Genomic DNA, 15,695 nt, shown 5'->3' on the forward strand with positions numbered 1-15,695 from the left:
CGCAACCGATGCAGACGCTGGAATGCGATGTCCTGGTGATCGGCTCGGGAGCCTCGGGACTGGCGGCGGCGGTGACTGCGGCCAGTCATGGCCTGAGCGTGATCGTCGCGGAGAAAAGCCGCTGGCTGGGCGGCACCAGCGCCTGGTCCGGTGGCTGGTTGTGGGTGCCGCGCAATCCGCTGGGGCGGGTCGAGACCGACGATGCGCCGGAGCGGTATCTGCTGGCCCAGGTGCATGGATCCTCGTTGAGCGAGCAGCAGCGGGTGTACCTGCAGCGCGGGGCGGAGATGGTCGAGTTCTTCCACAACCATACCGCGGTGCAGTTCTACCCGGGCAGTGCCATGCCGGATATGCGTGATGGCGAGGGCTCGGCTTCAGGTGGCCGTTCGCTGTGCGCGCAGCCCTTCGACGGTCGCCGACTGGGGCGGTGGATCGAGCATCTGCGGCCACCGCTGGATATCGTCAGCCTGTTCGGCATGGGCATCGCCGGCGGTGCCGACATGGGCGCGTTCTTCAATGTTCGGCGTTCGTTCAAGGCCGCTTGGCATGTGGGCACGCGCCTCGGGCGACATGGCCTGGACCTGCTGCGTTACCGGCGCGGCATGCACCTGGTCAATGGCAATGCCCTGGTGGCGCGGCTGTTGCACAGTGCGCTGGACCGCAAGGTGCAGTTGCTGACGCAAAGCCCGGTGCTGGGCCTGCTGCGCGACGGCGAGCGGGTGAGCGGGGCGCAACTGGACGGTCGCCGCGTGCTCGCCGGGCGCGGGGTGGTGCTCGCCTGTGGCGGCTTCGCCCATGATCCGCAGCGCCTGGCACAACGTATCGAACATCGACATCACTGCGCCGCGCCACTGGACAACAGCGGGGATGGCCTGCGGCTTGGGGAAAGCGTGGGCGGCCTGGTTGGTGACGATCTTGCCCACGACGCGGCATGGGCACCGGTTTCGCTGGTACCTCGGCGCAACGGGCCGCCAGGGCGATTTCCTCACTTGGTGGATCGCGGCAAACCGGGCTTCATCGCGGTGGGCGCGGATGCCCGGCGATTTACCAACGAGGCCGACTGTTATCACGACTTCATGAACCACCTGTTCGCGCGCACGCCGCCAGGGCAGGAGCCCGAGGCCTGGATGATCTGCGACCACCAGGCGCAGCGCCGCTTCGGTATCGGCTGGGCCAAGCCGTGGCCGTTTCCGCTGGGGTATTACCGGCGTTGCGGCTATCTGTGCGAGGGACGGGATGCGCGGGAGCTGGCCGCGCGCTGCGGGCTGGATCCGCTGCAATTGCAGGCAACCATCGAGCGTTTCAACCGACATGCGCGGCTGGGGCATGACCCGGATTTCGGGCGAGGGCAGTCGGCGTACAACCGGGCCTCGGGAGACCCCTCGAACAGTCCGAATCCGTCGTTACGGCCATTGCACGGGCGCCTGTATGCGGTAAGGCTGGTGGCGGGCAGCCTCGGCACCTTCGCCGGGCTGAAGACCGATGCGGCGGCGCGGGTGCTGGACCGGAACGGGCAAGTGATTCCGGGACTGCACGCGGTGGGCAACGACATGAACAGCATCATGGGCGGCTATTACCCCAGTGGCGGGATCACCCTGGGGCCGGGGATGGTGTTCGGGTATCTGGCGGGGTTGGCGCTGGCTTCCTGATTCTCTGGTGATGCTGAGGGCCTCTCGCTGGCAACGCCAGCTCCCACAAATTTCGCGGCGCACACCATCCCTGTAGGAGCTGGCGTTGCCAGCGAGAGGCCCTGAAGACCGACCGGGAAGGCTGGGATAAACTATGCCCCCCAGTCGCAGACGGACCCCTGCAATGCTCCAGGACGGACTCGCCCACCTTGCCACTTACCTCGTGCACATCACCCCCGGCCTGATCCTCTGCCTGCTGTGGTTCGCGCTTACCCCGAAAGCCCAGGCCGGGCTGCGCATCGCCATCCTGCTGCTGACCTTCATCCTCCTGCGCGATGCCATGACGCCCACCGGTCTGTGGGCGCTGGACGGCCAGGTGCGCATCGGCTTCATCGACAATCCGCTGATGCTCGCTGCGCTGGGGCTGATGTCGTTGGGATTGATCGCGGTCTTGCAGCAACTGGCGCCGGAGCTGCTGGCATTGGTCGTCTGGCGCAAGGGCCATTTCGCCACGGGGCTGGCCCTTGGGCTGTTGGCTGGCTGTGCCATCGGTCTTCCGCTGCGCCTGTACCAAGGCGGCGGGTTCAGCGGTTTCAACCTCTGGCTCGGTGGCTTGCTGCTGCTTGCCTATGGCGGCAATGCGCTGGAGGAAGTGCTGTTCCGCGGGGTGTTGCAGGGCTATCTGGAGCAGCATGGCTCGGCGCTGCGGGCGGCCCTGGGTAGTGCGCTGGCCTTTGCCGCCTGTCATGTGTTTCTCGCGTTCACCGTCACCCAGGCGGGCTGGCCGGTGTTGGTGTTCACGCTGCTGGAGGGTGTGGCCTGCGCCTTGATCAGGCTGCGCTATGGTGTGATTCCGGCAATCGCTGCCCATGGCACGGTGATCCTGCTGATCGCACAGCCTTTCTAAAGGCAAGCCCGCAACCACCCCATGAACGACCGGGTCAATGGACTCTTCTCACTGTCCTGATGCACCAGGCAAACCCAACTGACACCCGCTACCCGCCGCTCGCTCAGCGGTTGCAGCAAGCCTTTCTCCAGCGCCCGCGCGGCCAGCAGCTGGCTGACCAGCGCCACCCCATGCCCCTCGCACGCTGCATCCAGCAACAAGCCCGGATCGGAAAAATTCAGCCCGTGGGTGCGTTGCCCGACATCCTCGCCGCCCTGCACCGACCAGCGACTCCAGTCCATCTCCCGTTCGCCGTGCAGGGTGGTGCGCTGTGCCGCCGGCTGGTCGATCAGCCCGGGGTGGCAGGCCGGGTAGAGCCGATCTTCCAGCAAAACTTCGTAGCTGCATCCGGCCTGCTGCTCCAGGTCGTCCCGCAGGCACAGGTCCACCGTCTGGCTGGACATGTCCGGTGTTTCGTAGGTGGTGAACAGCCACAGGTCCACCTGCGGATGCAGCCGATGGAAATCCCCCAGGCGCGGCAGCAGCCAGTGCCGGGCGAACGCCGGGGTGGTGTTGACCACCAGTTGGTTGGGCTTGCGGTATTGGTCGAGGCGGCGAATCCCTACCGACAACTGTTGCAGCATGGCCTGGGTGGTGCTGTGCAGGTCGTGCCCGGCATCGGTGAGGCTGACGCTGCGCCCGCTGCGATGGAACAGCGGCTGCTCGAGAAAGGTTTCCAGGCTGCGGATCTGCTGGCTGATGGCCGATTGGGTCAGGTGCAGTTCCTCCGCCGCCTGGTGAAAGCTGCCCAGGCGTGCGGCGGCTTCGAAGCCGCGCAGGGCGTTCAGGGGTGGCCAGTGTTTGAGCATGATTGATAAGTCCTGCTAATCAGTTGTCGGCTAAATCCATCGTTTGTTGTCGCTCGGGTTGCGCCATAGCATGACATCCATTCCGCAGCAGCGGATTTCAATCATAAAAAATACTTAACTGAAGGTGGATTGAGCATGATGTGCAACGGCGATCGAAGCAGTGGTTGGACGATGCCCGCAGAGTGGGCGCCCCATGCCGCGACCTGGATGGTCTGGCCGCATAACCGGGCCTTGTGGGAGAGCACCTGGAGCGTGCGCCTGGAGCAGGTGCAGGAAGACTTCGCCCGGGTCGCCAATGCCATCGCCCGCTTCGAACCGGTGAAACTGGTGGTCGCCCCCGGCGCCCGGGCCCGCGCCGCCGGGTTGTGCGGGACGAATGTCGAGTTGATCGAGCAGCCGGTGGACGACAGCTGGTGCCGCGATTCCGGGCCGACCTTCATCTGCCACCCGCAGCACGGCCTGGCTGGCGTCAGCTGGCGCTTCAACGCCTGGGGCGGCAAGTCGGCCCATGGCCTGGACGAAGGCCTGGCCCGGCGTGTGCTCAACGGCATGGGCCTGGACTGCTTTGGCACCTGGCTGGCCAACGAAGGCGGGGCCATCCATGTCGATGGCGAAGGCACCCTGGTCACGACCGAGTCGGTGCTGCTCAACCCCAACCGCAACCCGGGGCTGGACAAGGCCGACGCCGAGGAACTGTTTGCCCGCCTGCTCGGCGTGCAGAAAACCATCTGGCTGCCGGGTGACCCGAAGTACGTCACCGGCGATATGACCGACGGCCATGTCGATGGCGTTTGCGCTTTCGCCCGCCCCGGCGTGCTGCTGGTGGATGCGACCCATGACCGCGATTCGGTATACGCCGAAGTGGTGCGGGAAAACCGTCGTGCCCTATCCCTGGCACGGGATGCCCAAGGGCGCAGCTTCGAACTGATCGACCTGTACGAAGCCAGCGCCGCCGTGGACCCGGAGGCCGAGGTGTTCTGCGCCTCGTACACCAATTTCTACATCGCCAACGGCGCGATCATCATGCCGGCCTACGGCATCGAGGCCGATCGTGAAGCGGCGCGAGTGCTGGCCGGGGCCTTCCCCGACCGTGAAGTGGTGCCGGTGCGCATCGAGCATCTGGCCCATGGCGGCGGTGGCGTGCACTGCATCACCCAGCAACAACCGGCCTGGCCATTGAAGAGGGAAGCAGCATGACCTTTCTCACCGTTGCCACCACCCAGATGCCGTGCACCTGGGACCTGAACGACAACCTCGACCGTGCCGAACAACTGGTACGCGACGCCGCCGCCCAGGGTGCCCAGGTAATCCTCTTGCAGGAGCTGTTCGCTACTCCGTATTTCTGCATCGAGCAGGACCACAAGCATCTCGCCCTGGCCGAGGAATATGCCCACAGCCGGGTGCTCCAGCGTTTCGCTGCGCTGGCCCGGGAACTGGGCGTGGTGCTGCCGCTGAGCTGGTACGAGAAAGCCGGCAATGCTTTCTTCAATTCCCTTAGCGTGGCCGACGCCGATGGCCGCCTGCTCGGCGTCTACCGCAAGACCCATATCCCCAACGCCGTCGGCTACCAGGAGAAGGAATACTTCAGCCCCGGCGATACCGGCTTCCGCGTCTGGGACACCGCCTTCGGCCGCCTTGGCATCGGCATCTGCTGGGACCAGTGGTTCCCGGAAACCGCGCGCAGCCTGGCGCTGATGGGCGCCGAGCTGCTGCTGTTCCCTACGGCGATCGGTTCCGAACCGGGTGCTGCCGCCTTCGACTCCCGCGATCACTGGCAGATGACCATGCGCGGGCATGCCGCGGCCAACCTGCTGCCGGTGGTGGCCGCCAACCGCATCGGTCGCGAGGTGGCGACCGGTGATCCCGGGCTGCACATGGATTTCTACGGTTCGTCCTTCATCAGCGACCACAAGGGCAAGCTGCTGGCCGAGGCCGACCGCGAAACACCCGGCGTGCTGATGCGCACCCTTGACCTCGCGGCCATGCGCGAAGAGCGCCTGACCTGGGGCATCTTCCGCGACCGCCGGCCTGAAATGTACGGCACCCTGCTCAGCCTCGACGGTGGTTCGACCAGCGTCTGGCGTCCTGCCCGGGAGGTGTGAGATGAAAAGTCTGCTTAGCGTGATCGGCCTGTCCCTGTGCCTCGGTACGGTCCAGGCCGACGACCAGGACAAGCTGCTGCGCCTGTACAACTGGTCCGATTATTTCGCCGAGGACACCCTGGCACGTTTCACTGCCGAAACCGGGATCAAGGTGATCTACGACGTGATGGACAGCAGCGAGGTGCTGGAGGCCAAGCTGATGACCTCCGGCAGCGGCTACGACCTGATCTTCCCCGGCGACACCGTGGCCGAGCGCCTGATGCGTGCCGGCAGCCTGCAAAAGCTCGACCCGGCGAAGATCGAGGCGCTGGCGGATATCGAGCCGGGCCTGCGTCGGTTGCGCGAGCACTACCCGCACTCGGCAGCGGCCACGGTGCCCTATACCTGGGGCAGCATCGGCCTGACCTGGAATGACGAGATGATCCGCAAGCGCCTGCCCGACGCCCCGGTCAACAGCCTCGACCTGCTGTTCAAGCCAGAGTACGCGGCCAGATTCGCCGACTGCGGGATCTCGGTGATCGATTCGCCGGACGAAGTGCTGGCGGTGGTGCTCAACTACCTCGGCCGCGAGCCGCGCAGCGCCAGGCTGGAAGACCTGGCCGCCGCCAGCGAGCTGCTGATGAAAGTGCGTCCCTATATCCGCAAGTTCCAGTCGCAGCCGGTCACCGACCTGGTCAACGGCAACCTGTGCCTGTCCCTCGGCTACAGCGGCGACATGACCCAGGCCCAGCGCGCCGCCGACGCTGCCGGCAAGCCGGCCAGCTTCCAGTACCGCATCCCCCGCGAGGGCACCACGGTATGGATGGACAACATGGCGATCCCGGTGGACGCCCGGCACCCGGAGTACGCCTACGCCTTCATCAACTTCGTCATGCGACCGCAGAACATGGCGGCGATCAGCACGTTCACCGGTTACCCGACGTCGAGCGCCAAGGCGCGGTCGCAGGTTGACCCGAAGATGCGCGACAACCCGGATATCTACCCTGATGAAAGCGCCTTCGCCCGCCTGATTCCCGGCAAGGACATCCCGCAGTCGGACATGCGTGCGCGGATGCGTGCGTGGACCAGGTTCAAGACCGCCCGTTGACGGCGCTACTGCAAGGGCACGTAGATATCCGTCTGCCACTGCTCCAGCGGGGTTTGCGGGAACACGCTAAGGTAGTGGAAGAACAGCGGCTGGTCGCGCAGCTCCTCACCGCTGCCCGGCAGCCAGTCACGGTAGACCGGGTAGATGGTTTCGCCGATATGGTCCGGCGAGCCGTGATGGCGGACCACCGCGTAGCGGCCACCGGCGATACGCAACTCGCCGACGCCGGTGTCGTTGGGCTTGATCGCTTCATTGATCTCGCCACAGACGGCGAAGCGGAATTCCTCGGGCGGCGTGGTATCCGGGTTGTTGAAGGGGATACCGAAGGTGCGGCTCGATGCCACCGGCGACTGGCCGCTGTGCATCCGCCAGTCGATGAAGCGGCGCACGGTGTCCTGGACCAGGCCGGGCGGGCCCAGGTGTTCCAGGGCGGCGACGCGGACTTCGGCGAACTCGACGATCTTCACTTGCATGCTGATGTTCCTCGAAAAGTGGGGGATGGCGAACACCGCATTCCACACCTGCCATTCCGGGTTCTGGCGAAAGGCGCTGGGGCTGGTCCCGAAATCCCGGCGGAAGGCCCGGCTGAAAGCCTCCGGGCTGTCGAACCCGGCATCCAGCGCCGCTTCCAGCACCGAATACTCCGCCTGACCTGCCAAGCGCCGGGCCGCGCGGCGCAGGCGCATCAGTTGCACATAGCGGGCAACCGGCACGCCGACGAAAGCGCTGAACTGGCGATGGAAATGGTAGGTCGAGAAGTGCGCCACCTGGCTCAGGGCCTTCACGGACAGATCGCCTTCGAGGTTGGCATCGATGTAGGCGAGGACGGCGCTGAAGCGGGCGGTGTAGGAGGTGGACATGTGGGTACCGGGTGGTGTGGCTTGCGATGGGCACAGGTTCGGGGATTTCGAGAAGGGCAGCCTAGCCGGATTTGCTGTTGTCAGTGAGGGTCCTGTCGCTGCATGGGTATCTACACATCTTTAGCGCAGATAGATCTATCTCTCCATGCCGATAGATGCATAGATACCCGTGCCTATCGCTGGCAAGCCAGCTCCCACAGGTATCACTTGTGGGGGCGGCTCAGTTGTCGTACATGACCATTTCAAGTGTGATCCCCGATGGCTTGCCATCCTGGCCGAGCAGCAGATAGGCCAACAACAGCACAGCCGGTTCGAGCACATCCGTCGACTCGCGTCCACTGCGAAACAATAGCTTCATCCTCGATAGCAAGGTCTCTTCGACATCGGGGACAACCCATTGCCGGCCATGATGATCGACAATCTGGATGGTATTGCCATCGATGCCGAGGAGCTTGAACGCGATCCGGCTGGCACCGGGACGATGCGGCAGCCAGTATTCTGCCTTTTCGAGCAATGACGCACCTCTATCGATACCTTGCTCCAGCGCCGTTTGCAGCTGGCTGGTGGTGATCATATGTTCGCCATGCTGGGCCAGATGAACGATGAGGTTCTTCAGCAACGCCTCGACCTGGTCTGCGGTCGGCGGCTCGCCATCGAGGTGATGAGCCAGGATGCAGGCGCTCAGGAACTTGCTGCCAGTGCCCTCGTATCCCCAGCTATAGGTGCCATGGTTACGGAACAGATCCCGCCGCGTATCCAGAAGGTAGCTTTCGTGGTGCTTGAGGTTACGGCAGAGCACTACCTTCACCCCGTCGAGCTCCTTGAGGTGATACTCGAAGTCCGGCGTCTCGTCGAAGTGTCGGCTGGCGCCGAAATGGGTGGCGAACACGTCCTGGATGAAGGCCCTGTTGCGCTCGCGTTCCGTGTGCTTCATGCACTCCTGGATCGTGTTCAGGATGTCCCTGCCAGGCCGGTTAAGGTAGTTCGTGTACGCACGTTTGCCGGTCAGTTTGAATGCATAGTATTCACCGCATCGGGTTTCCTGCAGTGCACCGACGATATCGCTGGCGGTAAAGAAGTAATGTGCGTGCTGGCCGCTGCTGTCGTCGGTATGGATGAGGCAGAAGAAGTCCGTCCTTGGCTCCGTCTTGTCCAGCACGTAGCTTTTATGAATCCTTACTTGGTTCTGGCCTTCGAAGAACTTGGCCTGCACGATTCCAAACGCCTGGATCCTCCTGGAATTGCGCCTCAGTTCCTCTAGGGAGTCGAACGCGGTCTGGACCAGGAAGTCCGCACCATCGACATCCACCGAGCGTCGCAATACCCAGAATCGGTCGAGCAGTATCGCTTCCGTTCTGCTTTCACCTTTCTTGCCATTTCCATCCTGTTTCCCCAATCCCACACGCACTGCTCCTTTCGCTTGTGCAAATACCGGACTGCCAGCGTCACCGGGCGTCCAAAGCGGCCACCATACCGAGAGATGCAGTTTGTGGCGACTGACTATAAGGCTTGGAGCTCGTCCTACCAGTTCGCATGGTCCTTTGAATGGCCCTTGCATGCCCCACGATTGGACCTTTAACGGCTATCACCACGGGCTTATCCTCCTTTGCTTTTGCACATTCGAGTATTCCATGGACTCCCTCTGGCTCATCATCATCTTCGGCGCCATCCTCGCCGGCTTCGTCCAGGGCCTGTCCGGCTCCAACTTCGGCCTGGTGGCCATGGCCGTGTGGGCCTGGGCCGTACCGCCGGGATTGACCGGGCCGCTGGTGGTCTGCGGCTCGCTCACCGGCCAGTTGCTCGCTGCCCGCACCCTGCGCCGTGGCCTGAAGCGCGAACACCTGCTGCCGATGGTGATCGGTGGCCTGCTCGGCGTTCCCGTGGGCGTACTGCTGCTGCACCAGATCGACCCGCTGCTGTTCCGCTTGCTGGTAGGCGTCGTCCTCGCCCTGTGGTGCCCGCTGATGCTGTTCTCCTCCCGCCTGCCACGGGTTCGCAGCGGCGGTGCCGGGGCAGACGCGCTGGTCGGCATGGTTGGCGGCGTGATGGGCGGCCTCGGCGGCCTGACCGGCCCGGCCACGGCGCTGTGGGCGGTGCTCAAGGGCTGGGACCGGGATACCCAGCGTTCGGTGATCCAGGGCTTCAACCTGGCCATGCAGTTACTGACCATGCTCACCTACCTGGTGGCCGGCACCATTACCGCCGAAGCCCTGGGCCTGTTCCCGCTGGTGATTCTCGCCGTACTGCTGCCGACCCTGCTTGGGGTGCGCCTGTACCGGCATATCAGCGATATCGCGTTTCGGCGCGTGGTGCTGGGGCTGTTGGGAATGGCCGGTGTCCTGCTGATCGTCCAGTCCCTTGCGCAACTCCTCTAGGCCACCGGCACACCCAGCCCGACCTTGATATTGCTCATCGATACCAGAGTCTTGAAGCGCTTGACGTTGTTGCTTTCGAAGAACAGCGTCCGTGTCAGTTCGGTGTATTGCTCCATGTTCTTCACCGCCATGATCAGCACGAAGTCGCATTCCCCGGCCACGTAATAGCACTGCTGGACCTGCGGGCAGGCGAGGAAGGTGCGCTTCATGGCGTCGAGCAGGTCGAGGCGTTCGTTCTCGACTTCCACCTCGGTGATCACTGTCAGGCCATAACCGACCGCCACCGGGTCGACCAACGAGACGGTCTTGCGTACCACACCATCGGCATTGAGCTTCTTCAGACGACGATTGACCGCGGCCGGGGAGAGATTTACCCGGGCGCCGAGGTCCTGCTGCGAGGTGGTGGCGTCCTGCTGTACGGCATCGAGCAGGGCGAGGTCGAACGGGTCCAGACTCATGACGGCGGATTTCCTCAATGAAGGCGAATACGGAATAAAAATTCATTTCCTGGGCCAAAATCAAGAAATTACTCCATCACATTGAAATAGCATTTATCTCATTGACGAACACCCCACGGAGTACCTGGATGAACCTTCAACTCGACGGCGCGCTGCTGCTGGAGCAGATCCGCATCCTCGGCGAACTGGGTGCCGACCCGGTGCAGGGCGGGCGTACCCGCATTGCCCTGACCGATGTCGAGAAGGCTGGCCGCGACCAGGTGGTGGCCTGGATGAAGGCGCTGGATCTGGAAGTGCGCATCGACCGCATCGGCAATATCTTCGGCACCTTGCCGGTCGCCTCCGGCGAGGATCTGGCGCCACTGATGATGGGATCGCATATCGACACCGTGACCAATGCCGGCGCCCTCGACGGTTGCTACGGCGTGCTCGCCGGTCTCGCGGTGATCCGCGCCTATCGCGACGCCGGGGTGCTGCCGTCGCGGCCGATCACCGTGGGTGCCTTCACCAACGAGGAGGGCGTGCGCTATCAGCCGGACATGATGGGTTCGCTGGTGTATGCCGGCGGCCTGGAGGTGCAGGTGGCGCTGGATACCCTTGGCACCGACGGCACCCGCCTGGGCGACGAGCTGGCGCGCATCGGCTATGCCGGCGACCTGCAACCCGGCGCCATCGTGCCGCATGAATACATTGAGCTGCATATCGAGCAGGGCCCGATCCTCGAGGCCGAGGGCATCCAGATCGGCGTGGTGGAAAACCTCCAGGGCATTTCATGGCAGCAGGTGACGGTGCAGGGCAATGCCAACCATGCCGGCACCACGCCGACCCGCCTGCGCCATGACGCCGGCTACGTGGCCTGCGCCGCTGTGGCCGAGGCTCGCGCCATCGCTCGCGACGCCGGCAGCACCCTGGCCACCACCGGCTGCATTGCCTTCGAGCCCAATGTGATCAACGTAATTCCGCGCCGGGCGGTGTTCACCGTCGACCTGCGCGACCCCGACGAAGCCCGCCTGCAACAGGCCGAACAGCGTTTCGCCGACTTCCTCGAGCGGATCGCCGCAGAGGAGGGCGTGAAGATTTCCAGCGAGCGCCTGGTGCGTTTCGAACCGGTGATCTTCGACGCCACCCTGGCCGACCAGATCGAAGCCAGTGCCGTGCGCCTGGGCCTGAGCCACCGGCGCATGACCTCCGGTGCCGGCCACGACGCGCAGATGATCGCCCGTATCGCCCCGGCGGCGATGATCTTCGTGCCCAGCCGTGGCGGTATCAGCCACAACCCCCGCGAGCACACCGATGACGCGCAACTGCTGATGGGCGCCGAAGTCCTGCTGGACGTGGTCGCCCGCCGACTCGCCTGACCCCTTTGCCAACGCCAACGCCGATGCCCCACGCCATCGGTGACGGCACCCCTTTGCCTGATGGAGACCGCAATGCTGCTAGCCAACCGCAACGCCCGCCGTATCCCGTACCCCGAAGACCTGCGCGAGATCATGAGCATCGCCAAGGCTGGTCAGAGCCGCGATTGGCTTGCGCACTGGGCCGGGCTCAACCGTGGCGCCACGCCGCTGTACAGCCTGCCGGACCTGGCCGCCGAGCTGGGCGTAGGCCAGTTGCTGGTCAAGGACGAGTCGCGACGCTCGCCACTGGGCAGCTTCAAGGCCCTGGGCGCGCCGATTGCCCTGGTGCGCCTGATCCTGCGGCGCTTCCCCGAGCACAATTTCAATGTCCGGGCCTTGCTCGCTGGCGAGTACGCCGAAGCCCTGGCCGGCTTCACCGTGATCAGCGCCACCGACGGCAACCACGGCCGCGCCCTGGCGGCTGCGGCACAGACCCTTGGCTGCCGTTGTGTGATCGTGCTGCACGCCAATGTCAGCGTCGAACGGGAAGAGGCGATCGCCGCCTATGACGCCGAGATCGTGCGCGTCAGCGGCAACTACGACGAGTCGGTGGAGGAGGCTGCGGCCCTGGCCTTGCGCAATGGCTGGCTGGTGGTGTCCGACACCTCCTATGACGGCTACGAGGAGATTCCCCGGGACGTGATGCAGGGCTACGGCACCATCGCGGCGGAGATCGTCGAGGCCTATGACCAAGGCTTTACCCATGTCTTCCTGCAGGGTGGGGTCGGTGGCCTGGCGGCCGGGATCGCCAGTTACCTGTGGGAGTTGCAGGGTGTACAGCGGCCGACCTTGGTCATGGTCGAGCCGGCCCAGGCCGACTGCCTGTACCAGAGCGCCCTGGCCGGGCGCCCGGCGAATGCCAGCGGCTCGGTGGACTCGGTGATGGCGGGGCTGGCCTGCGGTGAAACCTCGCCGCTGGCGTGGAAGTTCCTGGAGAACAGCGTCGATTTCTTCATGACCCTGCATGACGACGAGGCGCTGCTGGCGATGCGGCGCCTGGCTGCCGGCAGCGAGCGGGATATTCCGCTGGCGTCCGGCGAGTCTGCGGTGGCCGGGCTGGCGGCCTTGCAGCGCCTGGCGAAGGCGCCGCAACAGGCTGCCGAGCTGGGGCTGGACAAGGATTCCCGCGTGCTGCTGATCAGCACCGAAGGCGCCACGGCGCCGGGTGTGTATGCCGAGCTGGTGGGCGAGTCCGCCGAGTCGGTCCTGGCCCGCCAGCGCGAGTGGCTGGCCCGCGCCTGAATCCGGCGCGGTCCCTGTGGGAGCTGGCTTGCCAGCGATAGGGCCCTATCTGGCAACAAAGGTGCCCTTGCCGGCCTCATTGCTGGCAAGCCAGCTCCCACAGGGATCTCTGCCAGCCTCAAGGGCTGGTCAGTGCACCTGCTCCGCCGTCATTTTCCCCCAGGCCGACAGCACCGTGGCCAGGATGATCAACGCCGCACCCGCCACCATCCGCAGCGACGGCTGTTCACCGAACAGCCACCAGGCACAGGCGATCGCATACACCGGCTCCAGCGCGATGATCATCCCCGCGCTGCGCGCCTCCAGCCCTTCCAGGCTCTTGACGAACAGGTATTGGGACAGCCCGGTGCAGAAGATCCCGAGGAGCGCCAGGTACAGCCAGTCGCTGTGACTCAGTCCCTGCACCAGCAAGGTGTCGAAGGCGAACGGCGCGACCAGTACGGCCACCGTGAGGTTCTGCCAGAACGCCACCTGCACCGCATTCATTCCTTGCAGGCCGCGGCGGTTGATGATCGCCAGCAGGGCGAAGGACAGGCCCGAGCCCAGGCCCCAGAGCAAGCCGACCGTACCCTGGTCAAGCAGGTCGAAGGACGGCACCACCAGCACCAGGCCGAGGCTGACCAGCAGCAACAGCAGGCCTTCGGCAGCACGAATGCGCTCCCGGAACACCAACAGGTCGAGGATCGCGATAAAGGCCGGGAAGCTGGCGAAACCGAGGGTCGCCACGGCCACGCCACCAACCTTGATGGCAATGAAGAAACTCACCCAGTGCGAGGTCAGCATCACCCCGCTCAGGGCCATGACCGCGAACTTGCGCGTGTTCAGGCGATGGAACACGCCACGTTTCTGCAGTTGCGCCACCGCACCCAGGGCGAGCACGGCAAAGGCCGCGCGACCGAAGGTGATGACCGAGGCGGACGAGTGGATAAGGGCGCCGAGAATGCCGGTCAGGCCGAACAGCACGGCGGCGATATGGGCCACGATCAGCGCATTGCGGTGACCGAGGGTGGAACCATGGGTTGAAACGTTCGAAGCGAGCATGGGCAGTAGAAAAGTCTGTGCATGTGTTCGCACGCGAGCGCTCTGCGGCGGTCGTGCGGACGGGTTTTTGGGTAGTTGGATTGGGTGGCCGCCTGGTCGAAATCCAGGAACCGTCGGCGCCGCAGCGTTGTAGTGGCCTGCACGGGCCGTGCTGCTCGTTCGCCGTACTGCGAAAGGAAACGGGGGTGGCCACCGCCTGCGTGGGGCGGTGGCCGGGTCGGGTACCGAACTCCGTCAGAACAGCACCCGGTTTTCAGCTCACGAAGCGTCGATCCAGATGGTTTTCAGCTCCGTGTACTGATCATGGGCCCAGATCGACTTGTCGCGACCGCCAAATCCGGACTCCTTGTAGCCTCCGAACGGCGTCGAGGCATCGCCTTCGCCGAAGCAGTTGACCGTGACCACGCCAGCGCGGATTTCCCGCGACAGGCGCAGGGCATTGCGCAGGCTGCCGGTGTAGGCCGAAGCCGCCAGGCCGTAGATGGTGTCGTTGGCCAGTTCGATGGCTTCATCGAGGGTTTCGAAGGTGGTCACGCTCAGTACCGGGCCGAAGATTTCCTCGACGAACAGGCGGCTGTCGCGGGCCACGCCATCGATGATGGTCGGCTGCACGAACACGCCGTCCTGGGTCTCGCCACCCAGGGCCACGGCGAGTTTCTGCTCGGCGGCGTACTCCAGGTAGGAACGGACCTTCTCGAAGTGCGCCTTGCTGACCATGGCACCGAGACGGTTGTCCGGGTCCAGCGGATCGCCGAGTTTCCAGTCCTTGACGTGCTTGGAGATCAGGCTCAGCAGCTCGTCCTTCACATCCTTGTGCACGATCAGGCGCGACGACGCGGAGCAGTTCTCGCCCATGTTCCAGAAGGCACCGGCGGTGACGAACTGGGCCACGGAGTCGAGGTCCTCGCAGTCGTTCATGACCACGGCCGGGTTCTTGCCACCCAGCTCCAGGACCACACGCTTGAGGTTGGACTCGGAGGCGTACTTGAGGAACAGGCGACCGGTGTCCGTAGAACCGGTGAAGCTGACCATGGCTACGTCCATATGCCGACCGATGGCTTCGCCGGCCTCACGGCCGCCGCCAGGTACGATATTGAACACGCCGGCCGGGATGCCGGCCTCGTGGGCCAGTTCGGCCACGCGCAGGGCGGTGAGGGTGGTTTCCTTGGCCGGCTTGACCACGATGGAGCAACCGGCGGCCAGGGACGGGCCGATCTTCCAGGCCAGCATCAGCAGCGGGAAGTTCCACGGCAGGACCAGGCCGACAACACCGATCGCCTCGCGTACGACCATGGTCACCGCAGCGGAACCGGTCGGGGCGGTGGCGTCGTAGATCTTGTCGATCAGCTCGGCGTGCCAGCGCAGGGTGTGGATGGTCTCCGGTACGTCGACGTTCTGGCATTCGCTGACCGGCTTGCCGCTGTCCAGGGCTTCCAGTACCGCCAGTTCATGGGCGTTGTCTTCCAGCAACCGGGCGAATTTCAGCAGGACCTTTTTCCGCGCGCCCGGGGTCAGCGCGCTCCAGCGACCGTCTTCGAAGGCCGCCTTGGCGGCGGCGACGGCGACGTTGACGTCCTGCACATCACAGGCCGCCACTTCAGCGAGCTTCTCGCCGGTGGCCGGGTTGGTGGTGACGAAGGTGCGTCCGCTGATCGCGTCGCGGAATTCGCCGTCGATGAAGGCCTGGTTGCGCGGCTGCAGCTTGGCGGCCAGGGCCTGGTATTCGGCTTTGCTCAGCAGTTCGGCCATG

The 15,695-nt window shown here is 64.8% G+C and carries 14 protein-coding genes; 8 read left to right on the forward strand and 6 right to left on the reverse strand.

Going from position 1 to position 15,695, the window contains the following annotated elements:
- Positions 1-8 precede the first annotated feature (8 nt).
- Both ACKLLE_RS05860 and ACKLLE_RS05865 read left to right on the forward strand, forming a co-directional pair.
- Positions 9-1,649, forward strand: a complete 1,641-nt coding sequence (locus tag ACKLLE_RS05860; protein ID WP_064302794.1) for an FAD-dependent oxidoreductase — start codon at positions 9-11, stop codon at positions 1,647-1,649.
- A gap of 163 nt (positions 1,650-1,812) precedes the next feature.
- Positions 1,813-2,535: a CPBP family intramembrane glutamic endopeptidase gene (locus tag ACKLLE_RS05865; protein WP_420057171.1), complete on the forward strand. Its 723-nt coding sequence runs from the start codon at positions 1,813-1,815 to the stop codon at positions 2,533-2,535.
- On the opposite strand, the gene ACKLLE_RS05870 is transcribed toward ACKLLE_RS05865, so the two are convergent.
- Entirely contained in the window at positions 2,532-3,383 is an 852-nt protein-coding gene (locus ACKLLE_RS05870; RefSeq protein WP_420057173.1) for a LysR substrate-binding domain-containing protein, read from the reverse strand. The two genes, ACKLLE_RS05865 and ACKLLE_RS05870, sit on opposite strands and share 4 nt — an antisense overlap.
- Before the next feature lie 135 nt (positions 3,384-3,518).
- Between ACKLLE_RS05870 and ACKLLE_RS05875 the strand changes: the two genes are divergently transcribed.
- Genes ACKLLE_RS05875 through ACKLLE_RS05885 form a run of 3 tightly spaced genes read left to right on the forward strand, consistent with a single transcriptional unit; the run spans position 3,519 to position 6,572 of the window.
- Positions 3,519-4,580 carry an agmatine deiminase family protein gene (locus ACKLLE_RS05875; protein WP_420057174.1) on the forward strand — a complete coding sequence of 354 codons (1,062 nt, stop codon included), beginning with the start codon at positions 3,519-3,521 and terminating at the stop codon, positions 4,578-4,580.
- Positions 4,577-5,485: an N-carbamoylputrescine amidase gene (aguB, locus tag ACKLLE_RS05880; protein WP_420057175.1), complete on the forward strand. Its 909-nt coding sequence runs from the start codon at positions 4,577-4,579 to the stop codon at positions 5,483-5,485. The genes ACKLLE_RS05875 and aguB overlap by 4 nt, the downstream gene beginning before the upstream one ends.
- A gap of 1 nt (position 5,486) precedes the next feature.
- Positions 5,487-6,572: an extracellular solute-binding protein gene (locus ACKLLE_RS05885; RefSeq protein WP_420057176.1), complete on the forward strand. Its 1,086-nt coding sequence runs from the start codon at positions 5,487-5,489 to the stop codon at positions 6,570-6,572.
- A 5-nt stretch (positions 6,573-6,577) separates the two neighbouring features.
- On the opposite strand, the gene ACKLLE_RS05890 is transcribed toward ACKLLE_RS05885, so the two are convergent.
- Positions 6,578-7,432, reverse strand: coding sequence for an AraC family transcriptional regulator (locus ACKLLE_RS05890; RefSeq protein WP_420057177.1), 855 nt, complete (start codon positions 7,430-7,432; stop codon positions 6,578-6,580).
- A 220-nt stretch (positions 7,433-7,652) separates the two neighbouring features.
- The gene (locus ACKLLE_RS05895; protein WP_420057178.1) at positions 7,653-8,834 is read right to left on the reverse strand and encodes a DUF6166 domain-containing protein; all 1,182 of its coding nucleotides are present in this window, start codon (positions 8,832-8,834) and stop codon (positions 7,653-7,655) included.
- Between the two features lie 229 nt (positions 8,835-9,063).
- On the opposite strand from ACKLLE_RS05895, the gene ACKLLE_RS05900 reads away from it, so the two are divergent.
- Positions 9,064-9,807 carry a sulfite exporter TauE/SafE family protein gene (locus tag ACKLLE_RS05900; protein ID WP_420057180.1) on the forward strand — a complete coding sequence of 248 codons (744 nt, stop codon included), beginning with the start codon at positions 9,064-9,066 and terminating at the stop codon, positions 9,805-9,807.
- Here ACKLLE_RS05900 and ACKLLE_RS05905 read toward each other — a convergent pair.
- On the reverse strand, positions 9,804-10,265 hold the full coding sequence (locus tag ACKLLE_RS05905) for an Lrp/AsnC family transcriptional regulator (RefSeq protein WP_064304436.1): 462 nt from the start codon (positions 10,263-10,265) through the stop codon (positions 9,804-9,806). The two genes, ACKLLE_RS05900 and ACKLLE_RS05905, sit on opposite strands and share 4 nt — an antisense overlap.
- A 128-nt stretch (positions 10,266-10,393) precedes the next feature.
- On the opposite strand from ACKLLE_RS05905, the gene ACKLLE_RS05910 reads away from it, so the two are divergent.
- Together ACKLLE_RS05910 and ACKLLE_RS05915 are read left to right on the forward strand one after the other, a co-directional pair.
- On the forward strand, positions 10,394-11,623 hold the full coding sequence (locus ACKLLE_RS05910; protein WP_420057182.1) for a Zn-dependent hydrolase: 1,230 nt from the start codon (positions 10,394-10,396) through the stop codon (positions 11,621-11,623).
- A 72-nt stretch (positions 11,624-11,695) separates the two neighbouring features.
- A complete protein-coding gene (locus tag ACKLLE_RS05915; protein ID WP_420057184.1) occupies positions 11,696-12,904 on the forward strand; it encodes a diaminopropionate ammonia-lyase in 1,209 nt (402 codons plus the stop codon).
- 129 nt (positions 12,905-13,033) lie between these two features.
- On the opposite strand, the gene ACKLLE_RS05920 is transcribed toward ACKLLE_RS05915, so the two are convergent.
- Positions 13,034-13,945, reverse strand: a complete 912-nt coding sequence (locus tag ACKLLE_RS05920; protein WP_420057185.1) for a DMT family transporter — start codon at positions 13,943-13,945, stop codon at positions 13,034-13,036.
- Between the two features lie 258 nt (positions 13,946-14,203).
- Positions 14,204-15,694: an aldehyde dehydrogenase gene (locus ACKLLE_RS05925; RefSeq protein WP_420057187.1), complete on the reverse strand. Its 1,491-nt coding sequence runs from the start codon at positions 15,692-15,694 to the stop codon at positions 14,204-14,206.
- Position 15,695 lies beyond the last annotated feature (1 nt).

Origin of the sequence: Pseudomonas bharatica (genome assembly GCF_048586865.1) — a bacterium.
Taxonomy (GTDB): domain Bacteria; phylum Pseudomonadota; class Gammaproteobacteria; order Pseudomonadales; family Pseudomonadaceae; genus Aquipseudomonas; species Aquipseudomonas bharatica.

Bases quoted from the DNA above. Each gene is read 5' to 3' on its own strand.
- ACKLLE_RS05860 (WP_064302794.1), top strand. From the start codon at position 9: ATGCAGACGCTGGAATGCGATGTCCTGGTGATCGGCTCGGGAGCCTCG.
- ACKLLE_RS05865 (WP_420057171.1), top strand. From the start codon at position 1,813: ATGCTCCAGGACGGACTCGCCCACCTTGCCACTTACCTCGTGCACATC.
- ACKLLE_RS05870 (WP_420057173.1), bottom strand. From the start codon at position 3,383: ATGCTCAAACACTGGCCACCCCTGAACGCCCTGCGCGGCTTCGAAGCC.
- ACKLLE_RS05875 (WP_420057174.1), top strand. From the start codon at position 3,519: ATGATGTGCAACGGCGATCGAAGCAGTGGTTGGACGATGCCCGCAGAG.
- aguB (WP_420057175.1), top strand. From the start codon at position 4,577: ATGACCTTTCTCACCGTTGCCACCACCCAGATGCCGTGCACCTGGGAC.
- ACKLLE_RS05885 (WP_420057176.1), top strand. From the start codon at position 5,487: ATGAAAAGTCTGCTTAGCGTGATCGGCCTGTCCCTGTGCCTCGGTACG.
- ACKLLE_RS05890 (WP_420057177.1), bottom strand. From the start codon at position 7,432: ATGTCCACCTCCTACACCGCCCGCTTCAGCGCCGTCCTCGCCTACATC.
- ACKLLE_RS05900 (WP_420057180.1), top strand. From the start codon at position 9,064: ATGGACTCCCTCTGGCTCATCATCATCTTCGGCGCCATCCTCGCCGGC.
- ACKLLE_RS05905 (WP_064304436.1), bottom strand. From the start codon at position 10,265: ATGAGTCTGGACCCGTTCGACCTCGCCCTGCTCGATGCCGTACAGCAG.
- ACKLLE_RS05910 (WP_420057182.1), top strand. From the start codon at position 10,394: ATGAACCTTCAACTCGACGGCGCGCTGCTGCTGGAGCAGATCCGCATC.
- ACKLLE_RS05915 (WP_420057184.1), top strand. From the start codon at position 11,696: ATGCTGCTAGCCAACCGCAACGCCCGCCGTATCCCGTACCCCGAAGAC.
- ACKLLE_RS05920 (WP_420057185.1), bottom strand. From the start codon at position 13,945: ATGCTCGCTTCGAACGTTTCAACCCATGGTTCCACCCTCGGTCACCGC.
- ACKLLE_RS05925 (WP_420057187.1), bottom strand. From the start codon at position 15,694: ATGGCCGAACTGCTGAGCAAAGCCGAATACCAGGCCCTGGCCGCCAAG.